Source organism: Saccharomonospora sp. CUA-673, from assembly GCF_001942305.1.
GTDB lineage: Bacteria > Actinomycetota > Actinomycetes > Mycobacteriales > Pseudonocardiaceae > Prauserella.
The window spans coordinates 52,958-71,153 of record NZ_MKKE01000011.1 but is presented as its reverse complement, the minus strand read 5'-3'; the positions used below and the strand labels follow the sequence as shown (position 1 = coordinate 71,153).

The 18,196-nt window shown below is 70.0% G+C and carries 17 protein-coding genes and 2 pseudogenes; 11 read left to right on the top strand and 8 right to left on the bottom strand.

Going from position 1 to position 18,196, the window contains the following annotated elements:
- Positions 1-27: 27 nt before the first annotated feature.
- Positions 28-960 carry an LLM class F420-dependent oxidoreductase gene (locus tag BJF85_RS06445; protein WP_075846173.1) on the bottom strand — a complete coding sequence of 311 codons (933 nt, stop codon included), beginning with the start codon at positions 958-960 and terminating at the stop codon, positions 28-30.
- 115 nt (positions 961-1,075) lie between these two features.
- A complete protein-coding gene (locus BJF85_RS06440; protein WP_075846172.1) occupies positions 1,076-1,891 on the bottom strand; it encodes an aminotransferase class IV in 816 nt (271 codons plus the stop codon).
- A 26-nt stretch (positions 1,892-1,917) separates the two neighbouring features.
- On the opposite strand from BJF85_RS06440, the gene BJF85_RS06435 reads away from it, so the two are divergent.
- Positions 1,918-2,289 carry a MerR family transcriptional regulator gene (locus BJF85_RS06435; protein ID WP_255375440.1) on the top strand — a complete coding sequence of 124 codons (372 nt, stop codon included), beginning with the start codon at positions 1,918-1,920 and terminating at the stop codon, positions 2,287-2,289.
- 55 nt (positions 2,290-2,344) lie between these two features.
- Here BJF85_RS06435 and BJF85_RS06430 read toward each other — a convergent pair whose 3' ends face one another.
- Positions 2,345-2,941 carry a TetR/AcrR family transcriptional regulator gene (locus BJF85_RS06430; RefSeq protein ID WP_075846171.1) on the bottom strand — a complete coding sequence of 199 codons (597 nt, stop codon included), beginning with the start codon at positions 2,939-2,941 and terminating at the stop codon, positions 2,345-2,347.
- A 155-nt stretch (positions 2,942-3,096) separates the two neighbouring features.
- Between BJF85_RS06430 and BJF85_RS06425 the strand changes: the two genes are divergently transcribed.
- From BJF85_RS06425 to BJF85_RS06410, 4 genes and pseudogenes are all read left to right on the top strand, one after another.
- The gene (locus tag BJF85_RS06425; protein ID WP_075846170.1) at positions 3,097-3,639 is read left to right on the top strand and encodes a hypothetical protein; all 543 of its coding nucleotides are present in this window, start codon (positions 3,097-3,099) and stop codon (positions 3,637-3,639) included.
- 195 nt (positions 3,640-3,834) lie between these two features.
- Positions 3,835-4,791, top strand: coding sequence for an oxidoreductase (locus BJF85_RS06420; RefSeq protein ID WP_075846169.1), 957 nt, complete (start codon positions 3,835-3,837; stop codon positions 4,789-4,791).
- 37 nt (positions 4,792-4,828) lie between these two features.
- Positions 4,829-5,839 (top strand): lipoyl synthase, encoded by a 1,011-nt coding sequence (gene lipA, locus BJF85_RS06415; protein ID WP_075846305.1) that lies wholly within the window; start codon positions 4,829-4,831, stop codon positions 5,837-5,839.
- A gap of 157 nt (positions 5,840-5,996) precedes the next feature.
- Positions 5,997-6,638 (top strand): annotated as a pseudogene (locus tag BJF85_RS06410) (DedA family protein); the annotation flags it as partial.
- Positions 6,639-6,770: 132 nt separating this feature from the next.
- On the opposite strand, the gene BJF85_RS06405 reads toward BJF85_RS06410, so the two are convergent.
- Together BJF85_RS06405 and dnaE are read right to left on the bottom strand one after the other, a co-directional pair.
- Positions 6,771-8,183: an MFS transporter gene (locus BJF85_RS06405; protein ID WP_075846168.1), complete on the bottom strand. Its 1,413-nt coding sequence runs from the start codon at positions 8,181-8,183 to the stop codon at positions 6,771-6,773.
- A gap of 64 nt (positions 8,184-8,247) precedes the next feature.
- A pseudogene (gene dnaE / locus BJF85_RS06400) lies at positions 8,248-11,811 on the bottom strand (DNA polymerase III subunit alpha).
- 268 nt (positions 11,812-12,079) lie between these two features.
- Here dnaE and BJF85_RS06395 point away from each other — a divergent pair.
- On the top strand, positions 12,080-12,913 hold the full coding sequence (locus BJF85_RS06395) for a PP2C family serine/threonine-protein phosphatase (RefSeq protein WP_075846167.1): 834 nt from the start codon (positions 12,080-12,082) through the stop codon (positions 12,911-12,913).
- On the opposite strand, the gene BJF85_RS06390 is transcribed toward BJF85_RS06395, so the two are convergent.
- A complete protein-coding gene (locus BJF85_RS06390) occupies positions 12,910-13,434 on the bottom strand; it encodes a neutral zinc metallopeptidase (RefSeq protein ID WP_075846166.1) in 525 nt (174 codons plus the stop codon). The genes BJF85_RS06395 and BJF85_RS06390 overlap by 4 nt on opposite strands.
- A gap of 95 nt (positions 13,435-13,529) precedes the next feature.
- On the opposite strand from BJF85_RS06390, the gene BJF85_RS27870 reads away from it, so the two are divergent.
- Positions 13,530-13,853: a hypothetical protein gene (locus BJF85_RS27870; protein WP_075846165.1), complete on the top strand. Its 324-nt coding sequence runs from the start codon at positions 13,530-13,532 to the stop codon at positions 13,851-13,853.
- 85 nt (positions 13,854-13,938) lie between these two features.
- On the opposite strand, the gene BJF85_RS06380 is transcribed toward BJF85_RS27870, so the two are convergent.
- A complete protein-coding gene (locus BJF85_RS06380) occupies positions 13,939-14,742 on the bottom strand; it encodes a TetR/AcrR family transcriptional regulator (protein WP_075846164.1) in 804 nt (267 codons plus the stop codon).
- 66 nt (positions 14,743-14,808) lie between these two features.
- On the opposite strand from BJF85_RS06380, the gene BJF85_RS31180 reads away from it, so the two are divergent.
- From BJF85_RS31180 to BJF85_RS06370, 3 genes are read left to right on the top strand one after another with little or no spacing between them, the layout of a single operon-like run.
- On the top strand, positions 14,809-15,387 hold the full coding sequence (locus BJF85_RS31180) for an ABC transporter ATP-binding protein (RefSeq protein ID WP_369822102.1): 579 nt from the start codon (positions 14,809-14,811) through the stop codon (positions 15,385-15,387).
- Positions 15,339-15,719, top strand: a complete 381-nt coding sequence (locus BJF85_RS31175) for a hypothetical protein (RefSeq protein ID WP_369822101.1) — start codon at positions 15,339-15,341, stop codon at positions 15,717-15,719. The genes BJF85_RS31180 and BJF85_RS31175 overlap by 49 nt, the downstream gene beginning before the upstream one ends.
- The gene (locus tag BJF85_RS06370; RefSeq protein ID WP_139320493.1) at positions 15,716-16,591 is read left to right on the top strand and encodes an ABC transporter permease; all 876 of its coding nucleotides are present in this window, start codon (positions 15,716-15,718) and stop codon (positions 16,589-16,591) included. The genes BJF85_RS31175 and BJF85_RS06370 overlap by 4 nt, the downstream gene beginning before the upstream one ends.
- 117 nt (positions 16,592-16,708) lie before the next feature.
- Here BJF85_RS06370 and BJF85_RS06365 read toward each other — a convergent pair whose 3' ends face one another.
- Positions 16,709-17,305 (bottom strand): PadR family transcriptional regulator, encoded by a 597-nt coding sequence (locus BJF85_RS06365; RefSeq protein ID WP_075846162.1) that lies wholly within the window; start codon positions 17,303-17,305, stop codon positions 16,709-16,711.
- A 95-nt stretch (positions 17,306-17,400) separates the two neighbouring features.
- On the opposite strand from BJF85_RS06365, the gene BJF85_RS06360 reads away from it, so the two are divergent.
- Entirely contained in the window at positions 17,401-18,036 is a 636-nt protein-coding gene (locus BJF85_RS06360; protein WP_075846161.1) for an NAD(P)-dependent oxidoreductase, read from the top strand.
- Positions 18,037-18,196 lie beyond the last annotated feature (160 nt).

The following is an 18,196-nucleotide window of genomic DNA, read 5'->3' as shown; positions in this document are numbered from 1 at the left end:
CCATCGGGCCCACGGGAGCAGTGCCGCTCAGTCGAGCTGGCGGGAGACCTCCGAGGCGATGAGCTCGAGGTGGTCGAGGTCCGACAGGTCGAGCACCTGCAGGTACAGCCGCTCGACACCGGTCTTGTCCCGCCACCGGCCGATCGTGTCGACGATCTCGGCGGGCGTGCCGGCCAGACCGTTCTCCTTGAGCTCCGGCACCTCCCGGCCGATGGCGTCGGCGCGCCGGGACACCTCGGCCTCGTCCCGGCCCGCGGCCACGACGAGCGCGGCCGACCGCAGGATCGGCGTCGTGCGACCGGCCTCCTTCGCGGCGGCGTCGACGCGTTCGAACTGCGCCAGCGCCGAGTCGGCGTCCATGAACGGCGTGTTGAACTCGTCGGCGTACTGCGCCGCCAACGCCGGCGTGCGCTTCTTGCCGCCACCGCCGAGGATCACCGGCGGACGCGGACGCTGCGCCGGCTTCGGCAGACCCGGCGCGCCCTCAAGCGTGTAGTGCTCACCGGAGAACGAGAACGTCTCCCCTTCCGGGGTGTCCCACAGGCCCGTGATGACGGCCAGCTGCTCGGTGTAGCGGTCGAACAGCTCCTTCACGGCGGGCAGCTCGATGCCGTAGGCGGTGTGCTCGTCGACGTACCAGCCCGAGCCGAAGCCGAACTCGATGCGGCCGCCCGACATCCGGTCGGCCTGCGCCGCGGAGATCGCCAGCACGGACGGGTGGCGGAACGTGGCCGCCGTGACGAGCGTGCCCAGGCGGATCGTCGAGGTCTCCCGGGCCAGGCCCGCGAGCGTGAGCCACGCGTCGGTCGGCCCGGGAAGTCCCGACGCGTCGCCCATCTTCAGGTAGTGATCGGACCGGAAGAACGCGCCGAAGCCGCCCGCCTCGGTGGCTTTCGCGACGCGCAGCAGGTCCTCGTAGTCGGCGCCTTGCTGGGGTTCGGTGAAGATCCTGAGTTCCACAATGCACAGACTAATCGCGCCGTGTCAGCACCTCAGGACACCGTGTCAGCACTTGGCGTCGCCGTGTCAGCGCCCCACGTCGCCGTGTTGGCATCCTGCGTCGCCGTGTCGGCACCTACAACGGGCGGAGCGGCTCGCTGCGGTAGGCCTCGTGCAGCAACGTCGTGAGCTCGTCGGCAGGCTCGAGCCGCTGATCACCCAGTCGGGAGAGGGGTACGGCGGGCGTCCACGAGTTCAGGACCACGGCGGACATGCCCGCGACGTCGCCGTCGGACACGGCCCGCGTCACCTGCGGCGCGCCCGACTCGGCGAGCCGGCGGCGCACGATCTGCATCGTCACGCCCGGCAGCACGTCGGCCTCGGGCCACACGATCGTGCCGTCACCGGCCCGGAAGGCCAGGTTCCAGATGGTCGCCTCGGCGAGCCGGCCGTCGGTGTCGACGAACGCGGCGTCGTCGAATCCGCGTTCGCGGGCCCGGCGCAGGTACAGCGTCTTGGCGACCTCGCCGACGTGCTTGACTCCGGCGAGGTGACGTTGGTGCCGGACGAGGTCGAGCGCCAACGGCCCCGCGGGCGGCTGCGCGGGATCGCCGACCTTGATCACGACGTCGAGGGCGGGTGCCGAGGCACTCGCCGCGAACTCCCCCGGCCGGGACGTGACGTAGCACGACAGGGAGGCATCCGGCCCGTGCGCCGCGGAGGCATCGTGGACGGCGGCGCGGAGGAACTCGACGATCACGTCGTCCGGCAGGTGGGCACCGAACAGCACGTCGCTGCCGTGCCGAAGCCGGTCGAGGTGCAGGTCCAGACCACGGACGCCGCCGTCGACGACCTGCATCGCGGTGAAGTGGGCGTAGCCGGCGAAGGCCAGTGGTGCGAGGTCGTCGGCGGTGGCCGTCTTACCGTTGACATACGTGGCTCGAAGGGTCATGGCCCGAACAGTAGGAGCTGACACCAGTGACAACTGCAAGTCGCGAACCCGGCGAACTGCTGCGCATCGGCGAACTCTCCGCCCGCACGGGCGTCAACACCCGGTTGTTGCGTTACTACGAGGCCCAGGGGCTGCTCGCTGCGCAGCGGTCGGCGACCGGCCAGCGGCTGTTCGAACCGAACGCGGTGGAGCAGGTGCGCTCCATCCGCATGCTGCTCGACGCCGGTCTGCCCACGCGCGTCATCGGCGAGCTTCTCGGTTGCCTGCACGAACCGGGCCGGCTCGAACCGTGCGCGGTGCCGATGCTCGCCGAGCACCTGCGCGCCTACGACGAGCGGATCGCCGATCTGACGAGCACGCGCACAGCGCTGCAGGGCCTGATCGACGCGGCGACCTGAAAGGCCGCGACCCGAGGCGCGGCAACCTGAGACACGGCGACGTGACCGGTGCCCGTCACGACTCGGTGCGGCGCACCTGGTTCAGGAGGCTGACGATGACGTCCTCGATCTGCGCACCCACCTGGCGGGGGTCGGCCGAGCCCGCGATCTCCGTGGCGGCGTTGACGAGCGCGCCGAACAGCAGCCGCGAGGTCACCTCCACCGGTACGGCGAGCACCTCACCGGCGTCGATGAGGTCCTGCAGGGCCTGCTTGATCAACCCGAAGCTGTAGCGGTCCTCGGCCTCGCGCCAGCGCTGCCAGCCCATGACGACGGGCGCCTCGTGCAGCGCGAGCCGCTGGTACGCCGGGTCGAGGCAGATCTGGATGAACTCCCGGAGGCCGCTCATCGCCCGGTCCCACGGCGGCTGCGAGCCGGTCAGGATCTTCTCCAGGCGACCTTTGACGTCGCTTTCGACCTCGTCGAAGGCGGCTTCGAAAACTGCCTGTTTGCCACTGAAATGGTGATAGAGCGCACCTTTTGTAACGCGCGCGTTCTTGGCGATCTCGTCAAGGGAGGTGCCGGCGTAGCCACGTTCCGTGAACAGCCGAACGGCACTCCTCACCAGCGCAGATCGGGTCGATTCCGAGTAGTCGTCACGCCTGGACCGCATTGTCACCACGCTCACAACTGTACCTGGGTTTCCGTCGGCCATACCGGTGGTATGTTCTGTGGTGTCAGCTCCGCACCCACGGTATGCCGCAAACCCGCGGTATGGCCGCCATCTCGGAATACCCAACCGTGTGACACCTGCAGCAGGGGGACCTCATGAGCTGGAACGACTACTACAGACGGCGCGACGTCATCGACGAGGTCCTGCGCCATGCCCGCCGCGACGCCGGCGGGCCGCTGCCCTTCGACGCGGTTCCCGGCGCCGCCGAGCTGTTCGGCACCCCGGAGAACCTGCTGTTGGCGATGCACTACCGCTGGCGACACACCCTCGGCGGCCGGCTGCGGACCACGATCGGCGGCCCCGAGGAGACCGGCGGCATCCCCGGCGGGGGTGACTCCGACGACATCGACGCCGTGTCCCGGGCCTGGCGCAGCACGGTCGCCGACAACCCGGTGCTGCGCGCGGTCCTCGACGCCCACGTCGACGACCACCCCGAACTGCGACGCGCGCACGACGCCGAACTGCGTATGCTCGCGCTCACCGCGGGCGTCGCCGAGCTCGGCGAGTCCGACGAGGAGATCACCGAGGCCGGCAACGCCCTGGTGACCCTCATGCGCGCCCGCACCGCGGGCGGCCTCGGCGCCCCGCGCCGCAACCCGGTGGGCCAGCTGCTCCGCAAGCTCGCCCCGACCGGCTGACCACTACGCTGCGCAGCAGAGTCCGACACCGCGGGTGCCGGGCGAGTCGCCAGGTCGGGTGCTGCCCGGGGTATACCGGGACCCCGACCTGACGCACACCAACTGCTGACACGGCGTCGCCAACTGCTGACACGGCGACGTGGGGTGCCGACACGGTGTCGCCAATTGCTGACACGGCGTCGGTAGGTTGGGGGCATGACGCGCGGATCGGGCAAGTGGAACGAAGCGGATATTCCCGACCAGTCGGGTCGGACAGTGCTCGTGACCGGGGCGAACTCCGGTCTGGGCCTGCGCACGGCGGAGGTGCTCGCCGCCCGTGGGGCGACGGTGCTGCTGGCGTGCCGGTCGGCCGAACGCGGCAAGCGGGCCCTGGAGACCGTCGCTGCGCAGGCCGCCGCCGAACCGGTGCTGATCAGCCTCGACCTTGCCGATCTGAGCTCGGTCCGGCGGGCCGCCGACGACGTCCGGCAGCGCACCGGCGACGGCCTCGACCTGCTGGTCAACAACGCCGGGCTGATGGCCCCGCCGCGCGAGACGACCGCCGACGGCTTCGAGCTGCAGTTCGGCACCAACCACCTCGGCCACGCGGCGCTGACGTGGCTGCTCATGCCCGCGTTGCGCGCGCGGTCGGGTGCGCGCGTGGTCACCGTGTCGAGCCTGGCCGCCCGCGCGGGCAGCATCGACACCGCCGACCCGAACTTCACGCGCCGCCGGTACAACCCGGTCGCCGCGTACGGCCAGTCGAAGCTCGCCAACCAGATGTTCGCGCTGGAGCTGCATCGCAGGCTGCGCGCGGCGGGTGCGGACGTGCTCAGCCTCGGCGCCCACCCCGGTTACACCGACACGGGCCTGGCGGGCGCGATGGCACAGTCCCAGCGCAACCCCGTCCTGCGCACCGTCATGAACGTCGGCGGCAAGCTCGGCGGACTGGTGCTGGCACAGAACACCCGCATGGGCACGCTCCCCCAGCTGTACGCGGCCACGGCACCCGAGCTCGGCGGCGGCGAGTACGTCGGCCCGGACGGGCTCGGCCAGTCGCGCGGGCACCCCACGGTCTTGCCCCCGCTGCCGTCCGCGACCGACGCGGCGACGGCCACGGCCCTGTGGGATCTGACCGCCGACTTGACGGGCGTCACGCCCGACCCGGGATGACCTTGTCCGCCCGGTTCCGGCGCGTAGGGTGGGTGACGTGACTGCGTTGCCGGAAGGTCGGAAGCTGCTGCGTCTCGAAGTCCGCAACAGCCAGACGCCGATCGAGAGAAAGCCGTCGTGGATCAAGACCCGCGCCCGGATGGGCCCGGAGTTCACCGAACTCAAGGGCCTCGTCCGCCGCGAAGGTCTGAACACCGTGTGCGAAGAGGCGGGCTGTCCGAACATCTACGAGTGCTGGGAGGACCGCGAGGCCACGTTCCTCATCGGCGGTGACCAGTGCACGCGGCGGTGCGACTTCTGCCAGATCGACACGGGCAAGCCCGCCGAGCTCGACACCGACGAGCCGCGCCGGGTCGCCGAGAGCGTCCAGGCGATGGGCCTGCGCTACTCGACGGTGACCGGTGTCGCGCGCGACGACCTCGACGACGGCGGCGCGTGGCTGTACGCCGAGACGGTGCGGCAGATCCACCGCCTCAACCCGGGCACGGGTGTCGAGGTGCTGATCCCCGACTTCAACGCCGAGCCCGACCAGCTGGCCGAGGTGTTCGGATCGGAGCCGGAGGTGCTCGCGCACAACGTCGAGACCGTGCCGCGCATCTTCAAGCGCATCCGCCCGGGTTTCCGCTACGAGCGGTCACTGAAGGTCCTCACCGAGGCGCGCAAGGCGGGCCTGGTCACCAAGTCGAACCTGATCCTCGGCATGGGCGAGACGCCCGACGAGGTGCGTCCGGCGATGCAGGACCTGTTCGACGCCGGCTGCGAGATCCTCACGATCACCCAGTACCTCCGGCCCTCGCCGCGGCACCACCCGGTCGACCGCTGGGTCAAGCCGGAGGAGTTCGTCGAGCACACCAAGGCGGCCGAGGAGATCGGCTTCCCCGGCATCATGGCGGGGCCGCTCGTGCGCTCGTCGTACCGAGCCGGAAAACTCTACGCGACGACGAAGGAACACCGCGGCGAACAGCTCCCGGAGAACCTGGAGCACCTCGCCGCCGCGGCCCCCGCAGCGCAGGAAGCCAGCAGCGTACTGGCCCGCGAATCGTCGTAGACACCGCGGTGTAAATCTCTCGAATCGGACTGACCCCGCACCATCGGCACGTGGTGAGCAGCTAGTGTCACGGTTACAGGCTGCGACACACATTGTGGCGGTGGGACACGTCCACGTGTCCGGCCGCACGGGGGTTCGACGAACAGGGGTTTGACAGGTGGTCACCGACTTTCTCAACTGGCTGCAAGGCTTGCCGCAGCCTGCGCTCGTCACGGCGACCGGCCTGTTGGTCCTCGCCGAATGCACCATCGGGCTCGGCTTCATCGCCCCGGGCGAGTCGGGACTGCTGATCGCGGCCACCACGGCGACCACGGTCGAGCGTTTCATGATCCTGTGGGTCGTCGTCACGGTCTGCGCGGGTATCGGCGACTCGATCGGCTACACGATCGGCCGCCGGTTCGGTCCCCGGTTGCGCGAGACGAAACTGATCCAGCGTTCGGGCGCCGAGGCGTGGGACAAGGCCACCGACATCCTGAAGCGCCGCGGCGCGTGGGCGGTGTTCTTCGCCCGATTCCTGCCGGTCGTGCGCACCCTGACGCCCGCGGCCGCGGGCACGTCGAAGCTGCCGTTCCGCAAGTTCTTCCCCGCCGCCGTGGCGGGCGCGACATGCTGGTCGGGGCTGCACATCGCCCTCGGCGCGGCCATGGGCGAGGCCGCCAAGCAGGTTGAGGACGCGATGAGCACCGGCGGCGCGATCGTCGTGGGCCTGCTCGCCGCGGCCGCGGTGTTCGCGCTGCTGCGGTTCAAGAAGAAGAAGGCTCTGGGAAGGCCGGCGACGGCCTCGGCGGGAGCGGACACCTCGTCCGCGGGTGCCACCACGGACGACACGGTGCCGTCCGACTCGGGCTCGGCGAACACCACGGCGGCCGCGGCGACCACCAGGACCGACGAGCCCGACGACGGCTCCACGACCAAGTCCTGACCGCCGGCATCAGGTCGACGGGCCCGCCTCCGCGGGTCGGGTGGCCAACCGGCGGCGCGGATTCCTCCGCGCGTCCAGGACGGCCAACGTCAGCGCGACCAGCGTGAACGCGACCGCGCACACCATCGCGAGCATCAGCCCCGTGCGGTAACCGTCGCCGTCGGTGCCGCCCGCGTGGAACGCCGAGGCGAGCACGGCCACGCCCACCGCCGTGCCGAGCCGCTGCCCGGTCTGCAGCGCCGCGCCGGCGACGCCGGCCATCGCCGTCGGCACACGGTCGAGGGTGAACGTCGTGTTCGGGGAGATCACCATGCCGCCGCCGATACCGGTGAGCAGCAGCGAGGACGCGACGGCCCAGCCGAGCGCCGCGTCCGGCACGACCGGCACGAGCACGGCCACCAGCGCCAGTCCGAGCGCGCTGAGGACCAGCCCGGTGATCGTGACCCGAGTGCCCCATCGGGCCACGGCCCGGCCCGCGAACGCCGACGCCACGGCCGAACCGAGCGCGCACGGCGTCACCAGCAGGCCCGAGACCAGGGGCGAGAAGCCGAGCCCCTGTTGGAAGAACATCGCGAACACCAGCCACATGCCCGCGAACCCGCAGAAGTACACGGCGCCGATGGCCGCGCCGATCGCGTACCCGGGTGTGTCGGTGTAGAGGCGGGGATGCAGCACGGGCGCGCGCCCACGGCGGACGAGGACGCGTTCCCAGCGCACGAACAGCCAGCCGAACGCGGCCGCCAGCGGGAACATCCACCACAGCCGCGCGAGCCCACCCTGTTCGGAGTTCACGAGCGGGAGCAGCACGCCGAGCACGGCCAGGCCGAGCAGCAGCATCCCGAGGACGTCGAGGTCGGCGAGGATGCCCTTCCGCCGCGGCGCGCTCGTCGGCAGCCACCGCGCGGCGAGCGCGAGCGCGACGAGCCCGATCGGCAGGTTGACGTAGAACACCCACCGCCAGCCGTCGTCGCCGAACGCCGCGATGATCACCCCGCCCAGCACCGGCCCGATCGCGGTGGACAGTCCGACGGTGGCGCCGAACATGCCGAACGCCCTGCCTCGTTCGGCGCCGTGGAACAGCTCCTGGATGAGCCCCGTGTTCTGCGGGGTCAGCATGCCGGCGGCCACGCCCTGCGCGAGCCGCGCGGCGATGAGCATCTCCTCGCTCGAACTGGCGCCGGCGATACCGCTGGTGAGCACGAACGCCGACAGCGCGACGAGGAACATGCGCCGCCTGCCGAACGCGTCGCCGAGGCGGCCGCCGGTCACGAGCACCAGCCCGAACGTCAACGCGTAGCCGGAGACGATCCACTGCGTCCCCGACACCGACGCGTCCAGTCCGTCCTGAATGGACGGCAGCGCGAGGGTGACGATGCTGACGTCGAGCAGCGACATGAACCCGGCCGTCAGCGTGACGGCCAGTGCCCGCCACCGGCGCGGTCCGGGGTGTGCTCCCGGGCGGAAGCGGCCCCTGCCCCCTGAGGGTTCACCCGGCCATGATGCCCGGGATGCCCTTGAGCTCGCCCATCAACATCGAGCTGACCTTCACCGGGTAGTCGTACAGCGCGTACACGGTTTCGCGTTTGCCCTGCAGTTTCACCCGGACCGGCGTGTCACCGGGGTGGGCCTTGAGCGTCTGCTTGAGTTCGATGACGGCGCTGTGGTTGAGCTTGTCCGGGTAGGCCACCAGCATCAGCGGAGCCTCCTCGTCGCCAGCGGCGATGTCGGACAGGTCCAGCGGCACGAGCCCGCCGCCGAACACCGACATCTTGTCCTCCCGCCAGTTGACGCGGCCCTTGACCACGACGGCGTTGTCCTCCACGAGGTCGGCGGCGAAGATCGCGTACGACTTCGGGAAGAACAGCACCTCCAGCGCGGCGTCCATGTCCTCGACGGTGCAGATCGCCCAGGGCTCGCCCTTCTTGTTGACGCGGCGCTCCACCGCCGTCAGCAGTCCGGAGACCTCGATCTCGCCTTCCTTCGGCGGGTCGGCGAGGATCGCGGCGATCGGCTTCCTGGCGTGCTTGCGCAGGATCCGCTCGGCGCCGTCGAGCGGGTGCCCGGACACGTACAGGCCGAGCATCTCCCGTTCGTAGGCGAGCTTCTGCTTCCGCGGGTACTCGTCCTCGTCGAACTTCAGATGCGCCAGCGGCGACGAGGACGACGCCGCCGCGTCGGTGTCGTCGGCCGAGCCCGCGCCGAACAGGTCGAACTGGCCCATCGCCTCCTGGCGTTTGAGCGGCACGACCGCCTCGACTGCGTCCTCGTGCACCTGCACCATCGACAGCCGCGTGTTGCCGAGCGAGTCGAACCCGCCCGCCTTGATCAGCGATTCCAGCACGCGCTTGTTGCACGCGACGAGTTCGGACTTGTCGAGGAAGTCGGTGAACGAGCTGTACTTGCCCTTCTCGCCCCGGGTCTTGATGATCGAGTCGACGACGTTGAGCCCGACGTTGCGCACCGCGCCCATGCCGAACCGGATGTCGTCGCCGACCGCCGCGAAGCGCGGGCCGGACTCGTTGACGTCGGGCGGCAGCACCTTGATGCCGAGCCTGCGGCACTCCGACAGGTACACCGCCGACTTGTCCTTATTATCCCCGACCGACGTCAGCAGCGCCGCCATGTACTCGGCCGGGTAGTTGGCCTTCAGATAGGCGGTCCAGTACGACACCAGGCCGTAGCCGGCGGCGTGCGACTTGTTGAACGCGTAACCGGCGAACGGCAGGATCGTGTCCCACAGGGCCTGGATCGCCTGGTCGGAGAAGCCGTTGGTCTGCATACCGGCGTGGAAGCCTCGAACTCCTTCTCGAGGACCTCCTTCTTCTTCTTGCCCATCGCCCGGCGCAGCACGTCCGCTCGGCCCATGGAGTAACCGGCGACCTTCTGCGCGATCTGCATGATCTGCTCCTGATAGACGATCAGGCCGTAGGTCTCGGCCAGGATCTCCTTCAGGGGCTCCTCGAGCTCGGGGTGGATCGGGATGATCTCCTGCCGACCGTTCTTGCGGTCGGCGTAGTCGTTGTGCGCGTTCACGCCCATCGGACCGGGCCGGTACAGCGCGAGCACGGCGACGATGTCCTCGAAGCCGGTCGGTCCCATGCGCCGCAGCAGGTCGCGCATCGCGCCGCCGTCGAGCTGGAACACACCGAGCGTGTCGCCGCGGCCGAGCAGCTTGTACGACTCGGGATCGTCCATGCCGAGCCGGTCGAGGTCGATCTCCTCGCCGCGGTTGTCCTTGATGTTGTCGATCGCGTCGCCGATGACCGTGAGGTTGCGCAGCCCGAGGAAGTCCATCTTCAACAGGCCGATGTTCTCGCAGGACGGGTAGTCCCAGCCCGTGATGATCGCGCCGTCGTCGCGCTGCCACAGCGGGATCGTCTCGAGCAGCGGCTCGCTCGACATGATCACCGCGCACGCGTGCACGCCGGCGTTGCGGATCAGGCCCTCGAGACCGCGCGCGGTCTCGAAGATCGTCGAGACCTCCTGGTCGCTCTCGATGAGCGAGCGCACCTCGGCGGCCTCGCCGTAGCGCTCGTGCTCCGGGTCGACGATGCCGGACAGCGGGATGTCCTTGGCCATGATCGGCGGCGGGAGCGCCTTCGAGATCCGGTCGGCGATCGAGAAGCCCGGCTGGCCGTAGTGCACGCGCGCGGCGTCCTTGATCGCGGCCTTGGTCTTGATCGTGCCGAATGTGATGACCTGGGCGACCTTGTCGGCGCCGTACTTGTCGGTGGCGTAGCGGACCATCTCGCCGCGCCTGCGGTCGTCGAAGTCGATGTCGATATCGGGCATCGACTCGCGCTCGGGGTTGAGGAACCGCTCGAACAGCAGGTTCTGCGGCAGCGGGTCCAGGTTGGTGATACCGAGTGCGTAGGCGACGAGCGCGCCGGCCGCGGACCCTCGGCCGGGGCCGACGCGGATGCCGACGCTGCGTGCGTAGTTGCAGAGGTCGGCGACCACGAGGAAGTAGGCGGGGAAGCCCTTCTGGGCGATGACGCCCAGCTCCATCTCGGCCCGCTCGACGTAGCCGTCGGGCACGCCTCCGGGAACCGCCACTCCAGTCCCTTGAGGACCTCGTGGTGCAGCCAGCTCGACTCGTCGTAGCCCTCGGGCACCTCGGCCCGCGGCAACCGGTCCTTGTGCGCGTAGACGTCCTCGTAGGACTCGACGCGCTCGGCGATCAGCAGCGTCGCGTCGGCGGCACCGGGGACCTCCTTGTCCCAGTACTCGCGCATCTCCTCGGCGGACTTGAGGAAGTAGCCGTCGCCGTTGAACTGGAACCGGTTCGGATCGGACAGCGTCTTGCCCGACTGCACGCACAACAGCGCCGAGTGGGCGTCGGCCTGGTCCTTGGTGACGTAGTGCGAGTCGTTCGTGGCCAGCGGCTGCAGCCCGAGTTCCTTGCCGATCTTGAGCAGGCCTTCGCGCACCGAACGTTCGATGGCCAGGCCGTGGTCCATCAGTCGAGGAAGAAGTTGTCCTTGCCGAACATGTCGCGGTAGTCGGCCGCGGCCTGCAGCGCCTTGTCGGGCTGGCCCAGGCGCAGGCGCGTCTGGACCTCGCCGGACGGGCAGCCGGTGGTGGCGATGATGCCCTCGGCGTTCTCGGCGATCAGCTCGCGGTCCATGCGCGGCTTGCGGTAGTAGCCCTGCATGCTCGCCAGCGACGAGAGCTTGAACAGGTTCCGCAGGCCCGTGGCGTTCCGGGCGAGCATCGTCATGTGCGTGTAGGCACCGCCACCGGAGACGTCGCCGCCCTCACCGGAGTCGTCGGCGCCGCGCTGGTTGCTCTGCCCCCAGAACACCGGCTTCTTGTGGAACCGGCTCTCCGGGGCGATGTAGGCCTCGATGCCGATGATCGGCTTGATGCCCGCCTTCTTCGCCTGTTGGTAGAACTCGTCGGCGCCGTACATGTTGCCGTGGTCGGTCATGCCCACGGCCGGCATCCCGAGCCGGGACGCCTCGGCGAACAGCGGAGCCATCTTCGCCGCACCGTCGAGCATCGAGTACTCGGTGTGCACATGCAGGTGGACGAAGGAATCGTTGGACACCGGCGAAACCTCCCCTTCCGCGCGCACGCGCGGACCCGCGAACCTCGATCGAGACGCCCACCCTAGCTCGCCGCGATCGGAGTCTCGCGGTGCGACTCGGGTGAACGCCGCCACCGGCGGTCACCGGTCGTCGTCATGATCACCGAACGCGCCCGGGCGGCGTCCGAACGCGACCAATCGCCCACCCGGGGCCGCCGAGGCGGGTCGAAATGCACCGTTTCCCACCCGCCACGTCACGCGCGCCGGCCGGTGATGGTTCACTGCAGTCATGACACGTGACGAGGTGCTCGAGCTGCGGTGTGCGACAGGCTCGGACGTCGGGCGTCGGCGCAGCGGGAACGAGGACTCCGCTCTCACGACGCCACGCCTGCTCGCCGTCGCCGACGGAATGGGCGGGCACGCCGCGGGTGAGGTCGCCAGCGCGATCGCGATCGACGCGGTCCGCGACCTGGACGCGCGCCTGGAAGCAGCGACCACCGAGCTCTCACCCACCGAGGAGCTGGCCGCCGTCTACGCCGCCGCGTCCGGCGTGCTCGACGAGCGGGTCGCCGCCGACCCCGAGCTGGCCGGCATGGGCACGACGCTCACCGCGATCCTGTGGCTCGGCTCGGAATTCGCGCTCGGGCACATCGGCGACTCGCGCGCCTACCGGCTGCGCGAGGCCGAGCTCACCCAGCTCAGCCGCGACCACACGCTCGTCCAGTCGCTCGTCGACGAGGGCAAGCTCGACGAGGAGACGGCCGCGGTCCACCCCGCACGCTCGGTGTTGATCAAGGCCCTGTTGGCGGGCCAGGAGGCCGAGCCCGACGTCGACATGCACGAGGCGCGCGAGGGCGACCGGTACCTGCTGTGCTCCGACGGGCTCAGCGACGTCGTCTCCCCCGACGAGATCGGCAAGGTACTCGGCAAGGGTGAGGACCCGGCCGACGCGGTCGCGACGTTGATCGAGCTCGCCAACGAGGCCGGCGGTCCGGACAACATCACCTGCGTCGTCGTCCACGTGCTGGCCGGCTCCGACGGCGACTCCGGCTCCGGCTCCGAGCCCGACGCCGCGGAGTCCGAGGACGGCGCCGACGGCGCGACCGCGGAGAAGTCGGACTAACCGCTCCCCCGGTCCTGCTCGGCGCCGCCGATGTCGGCGGCCGGCACGTTCCACGTGTCGCATTCGGCCAGCGAACCGCCGTCGAAGCCGATCGTGGCCCATCGCTGCTGGAGCTGCGTTCCGCCGTGACTCTCGACCCCGCTCCAGTGGGCGAAGTCCTGCACGGCGACCGCGGGGCCGCTGGCGCGGTCACCGAGTCCGGTGTCGCGCGCGGCGTCGAAGAACATCCCGGCGAAGCACGTGGCCTGCAGTTCGAGCCGCCTGCCGACCTCGTTCTCGCGGCTGACGGTCGCATCGGACAGCGCGTGGCCCGCCTCGGTGAACACCCCCGTCAACGCCTGGACGTGGTGGCCGTACTCGTGGGCGAGCGTGGCCAGGAACGCCGGCTCGTTGGCCTCGCCCGCGGACTCGGCGAGCCGCGAGTACGGCAGGTGGATCGTGTGGTCGGCGTCGCAGTACAGACCGAGCGCCCGGTCGGCGGGCGGCAGCGGACCGCAGGCGGTGTCGGTCGTCTCGGACACGTCGCGCCGCGGGCCTCGGCTCGGCGCCCGTCTCGTCGAGCACGGGCTGCCATGCGCGGTCGAGACAGTCGAGCACGTCCTCGAAGTAGGCGCGCGTGGCCTCGCGGCCGGGGCCGAGCTCGGCGGGTTCGCAGTCGACGTCGGCCAGTTCGGCGCCGGAGTCGCGCAGGGCCGTGGCGGCCGAGTCCGGCGCGGCCGGGTCGGCCGCGGGCGCGACGTCCGCACCGGAATCGGTGTCGCCGGCCAGGACGTTGCTGACGACCACCACCCCGCCCACCATCAGCACCGCGGCGACCATCGCCAGGACGACGGGCAGCCAGCGCACCCTGCGGTCGGCGCCGGGTTCGGGCTCGGGGCGGTCCGGACCGGTCGGTCCGGGGCGTTCGTCGGGGTGCACGCACAACCTCGGGTCGGGGTGAGGCCGTCGGGGACACGGCCGGGGTCGTAATCCGAGCGTAACCCGAGTCCGGCGCGGGTGACCGGGTAATGCGCGCCGACCTCGGGTTATGCGGCCGGACCCTGCTCGTCGTGCTGGGCCTGTTGCTGTTCGAGTCGCCGCTCCAGGCCGGAGATGACCAGGTCCAGTCCGTACTCGTAGTCGTCGTCGACCCCGTGGTCCTCGTCCATCCCGTCGGCCATACTGCCGATCTCCGTTTCGGCGCCCGGGTAGTAGCCGGCCTTGATCACCGCGCTCAGGTGCGGGAACCGCTCGGCGGTGATGACCTGGTCGAGCATCTCCGCCCCCTGCGCGGACACCGTGACGGGACCTTCGTCGGCGAGGTGCCGTTCGAGTTCGACGGTCGCGGCGACGTGCTGGGACAGCACGAGGACGACGCCGATCTTCTCGCCGTCGTCGATCGGTAGCTCGCGCATCGCGGCCATGCCGAGGTCGGCGATCCGCACGCTGCTGGGCATGAGCACCGACACCTGGCCGCGGGGAATCCCGAGCACCCACGGGTGCCTGCGATAGCCCTCGCGGATGTGGCCCGCCCACACGCGCAGCGCCTCGCGCCAGTCGTCGGGCAGGTCGATCGGTCCCGGGATGTTCAGCGCCGCGTCCTGCAGGAGGCGCAGCAGTTCGTCCTTGCCCGAGACGTATCGGTACAGCGACATGGTGGTGAAGCCCAGGGACTTGGCCACCGCCTGCATGGTGACCGCCGCGAGACCGTCGGTGTCCGCGATCTCCATCGCCGCGGCCACGATCCGTTCGTGGCTGAGCCCGCGGTTCGGTCCGCGCTGCGGCACCTCGTGCATCCCCCAGGCGATGGTGACGGCGCGCGGCAGTCCGGTCTCGGTGCGTTCGTCCATGCGCGCATTCTCGCACCATCCGAATTAGATGTGTACGACCTACACTGTATATGTCATACTCGGTTTATGACGTACACAGATTCCACTCTTCTCGAGCTGTCGGGGGTCTCGAAGAGCTACGGCGACCACGTCGTACTCAGCGGCCTCGACCTGACACTGCCACCGGGCATCCACGCACTGCTGGGGCCGAACGGGGCCGGCAAGACGACGCTGGTCAACATCCTGTCGACGCTCATCCCCCACGACACCGGCGACGTGCGCGTACTGGGCCTCGACCCGCGGCGCGACCGCAAGGCCCTGCAGACCCGCATCTCGCTCACCGGCCAGTACGCGGCGGTCGACGGCCGACTCAGCGGCATGGAGAACCTGCTGATGATGGGCCGGCTGTTCGGCCTGTCCGGTCGGGAAGCGCGCAGCCGGGCCGATGTGCTGTTGGAACGGTTCGACCTGACCGGCGCGGCCGGCAACCACGTCGAGACCTATTCGGGCGGCATGCGACGCAAGCTCGACATCGCCGCGAGCCTCGTCGCCGAACCCCAGCTGATCTTCCTCGACGAGCCGACCACGGGACTCGACACGCGCAGCAGACAGGCGCTGTGGGACGAGATCACCGCGCTGGCGACGCGGGCGCGTCGATCCTGCTGACGACGCAGTACCTCGACGAGGCCGACGTGCTCGCCGAGCGGATCCTCGTGCTGCACGACGGGCACATCGTCGCCGACGGCACGGCGGCGCAGCTCAAGGCGCGGGTGGGCGGTTCGACGATCCAGCTGCACGACACCGCCGGGCACGTGGTGGGAGAGATCCCGACGCAGGGTTCGGCCGCCGACGTCGCCCGACACCTGACGTCGGTCGCCGAGACGCATCCCGACCTCGACGTCACGGTGCGCAGGCCGACGCTCGACGAGGTGTTCCTCGAACTCACCGGAAAACCGGCCGCGCAGGACGGGGCCGACCGACAGGAGGCTGCCGCATGACCACGACCACATCGAAGACATCACCGACATCGCCGAGATCTCCGAGATCTCCGGGTCCGACCGACGTCGGGACCGCGCCGGCCACGCCGCCCATGCGCGGGGCGGGGTGGTTCACGGCACTGAAGGTGTTCAGCACGCGCAGCCTGAAGCAGTCGTTCCGTGACGGCGAATCGTTGCTGATGGCGGTCCTGTTGCCGCTGATGCTGATGCTGATCTTCGTGTTCATCTTCGGCGAGTCGATCGCGGCGGGACAGGGCGGCGACCGCGGCGACTACCTGGCGTACGTGCTCCCGGCGATCGCGTTGACGACGGCCGGCTTCGGTGCCTCGTACACGGCGATCGTGGTGTCGAACGACATGACGACCGGTTTCATGAATCGGTTGCGCACCATGCCGTTTCCGGCCGTGACCGTCCTGTTGGGACACACGGTGTCGTCGATGGTCCGCAACATGCTGGCCACGGCGGTGGTTCTCGCCGTCGCGGTGGCGGTCGGCTTCCGCACCGACGCCGGCGTGCTGGAGCTGCTCGGCGCGGTCGGCATGATCGCCCTGTGGATCCTGGTGATCACGGTGGTGTTCGCCGTGCTCGGCATGGTCGCCGGATCGGCGGAGGCGGCGAGCGGCTACGGCTTCATCCTGTTGTTCCTGCCGTACGTCTCGTCGGGTTACGCCCCGGTGGCGACGATGCCGGACTGGCTGCAGGGTTTCGCTGGCCACCAGCCGATGACGCCGATCATCGACGCCTCGCGGGCCCTGTTCAGCGGCGCGACGCCGGGCGACGAATGGTGGATCGGCGTCCTGTGGTGCGGCGGTTTCATCGCCGTGGCCGTGTGGCTGGCGGCGATCATCTTCCCGAAGAAGGTCGCCCGCTGAGCAGGTGCCGGCCGTTGACGTGAGGGCGGGTCCCGCCACGAGGGGGAGGTGGGCGGGACCCGCAGCAACCACCGTACCCGCGCACCGCCCCGAATGCGGACAGGACCGCACCGACGATCAACGATCGTCGGTGCGTTCCCCTCCGTCAGCTTCCTCGGCTTCCTCGCCGGCCATGACGTAGTCGCCTTGTTCGAGGCGGTGGATGAGGTCGGTGGTCCAGTCGATGGCGCTGTCGGCGGTGCGTGCCCACAGGCGGATGGCTTCGACGTGGTGGAGCCAGTCCTCGTCGCTGGCCTCGTAGACGTCGACCACCTGGGATCGCCACGTGGTCAGCCCGTCGACCCGTTGTGAGAGCAGTTCGATCACGCGCCGGCGGGGCAGTTCGGTCATCAGGCCGACGCCGGCGATGGTCTCGGAGATGTCGCCGCCGTAGGAGCTCAGCGCCTGTTCGAGGTAATCGACGAACGCCGTCCGGCCGGCGGCGGTGATCGCGTACTCGGTCCTGGCGGGGCCGCGCGAGGGCCCCTTGGTGGTGGGCGCCTCGCGCACGAGGCCGTCGCGGTGGAGCTTGCCCAGCGCGTGGTAGATCGAGCCCTGCTGGATGTTGGCCCACACGTCGACTCCGCGGTGCTGCAGATCGCGCCGGATCTGGTAGCCGTGCGCGCTGCCGAGTTCGCGCAGCGAGGCGAGGATCAGGAGCTTGGTGGCCGTCATGGGCGCAGCCTACGACGTTCTAGTCCATGTTGACTAGCGGGTCCGGATCGCCCTACCGTGGAATAGTCAAGCCGTACTAGTCCGGAGGGTGCGCCATGCATGTCGTCGTCGCGGGAGCCTCGGGTGGAACCGGCCGGCAGGTCGTGGCGCAGGCGATCGACGCCGGACACCGGGTCACGGCGTTGGTGCGCGATGCCGGCCGGTATTCCGCGCCCGACGGCGTGCAGGTGCGCCAGGTCGACATCTTCCGCGAGCGCGAGTTCGACCTGCCCGGCGACACCGACGTGGTGATCTCGGCGCTGGGCAACACGTCGTTCGACAAGCCGCTGCCCGTGTGTCGGCGCGGCACCGAGCACCTGCTGGCGGCGATGCGACGCAATGACATCCGGCGGTTGCTGGTCACGTCGGCGGCACCGTTGTTGTGGTCCAGCACGGCCGAACCGCTACCCCGGCGCGTGTTCATGGGCTACGTGCGATGGGCTGGCCGGCGCGTGTTCGCCGACCTGGCGGCGATGGAGGCCACGCTCCGCCGGGCTCGGCACTGGTGCGAGTGGACGATCGTGCGCCCGGGCCCGCTCAGCGACGCCGACCACCCGGGCGAATTCGAACTCGTCCTCGAGGACAACGCCCGCGACTGCAGCACCCGCCGTCCGGACCTGGCGGCAGCGTTGCTGCGACTGGCGCAGGACCCCTCGACCATCGGCCACGCCTTCGGCATCGCCAGCCGATAACCGCCGGCGACACAAGGATGACGATGCCGCCGGCCAGCGCCCCGACGCGCTCGTGGCGCCGTACACGATCATCTGCCGTTAGAGCGTGAAAATGCCGGCCAGAAAGCCGGTACTACGGTCACGGCAGCAACACGATCCGGTACGTATTCCGATAACCGCA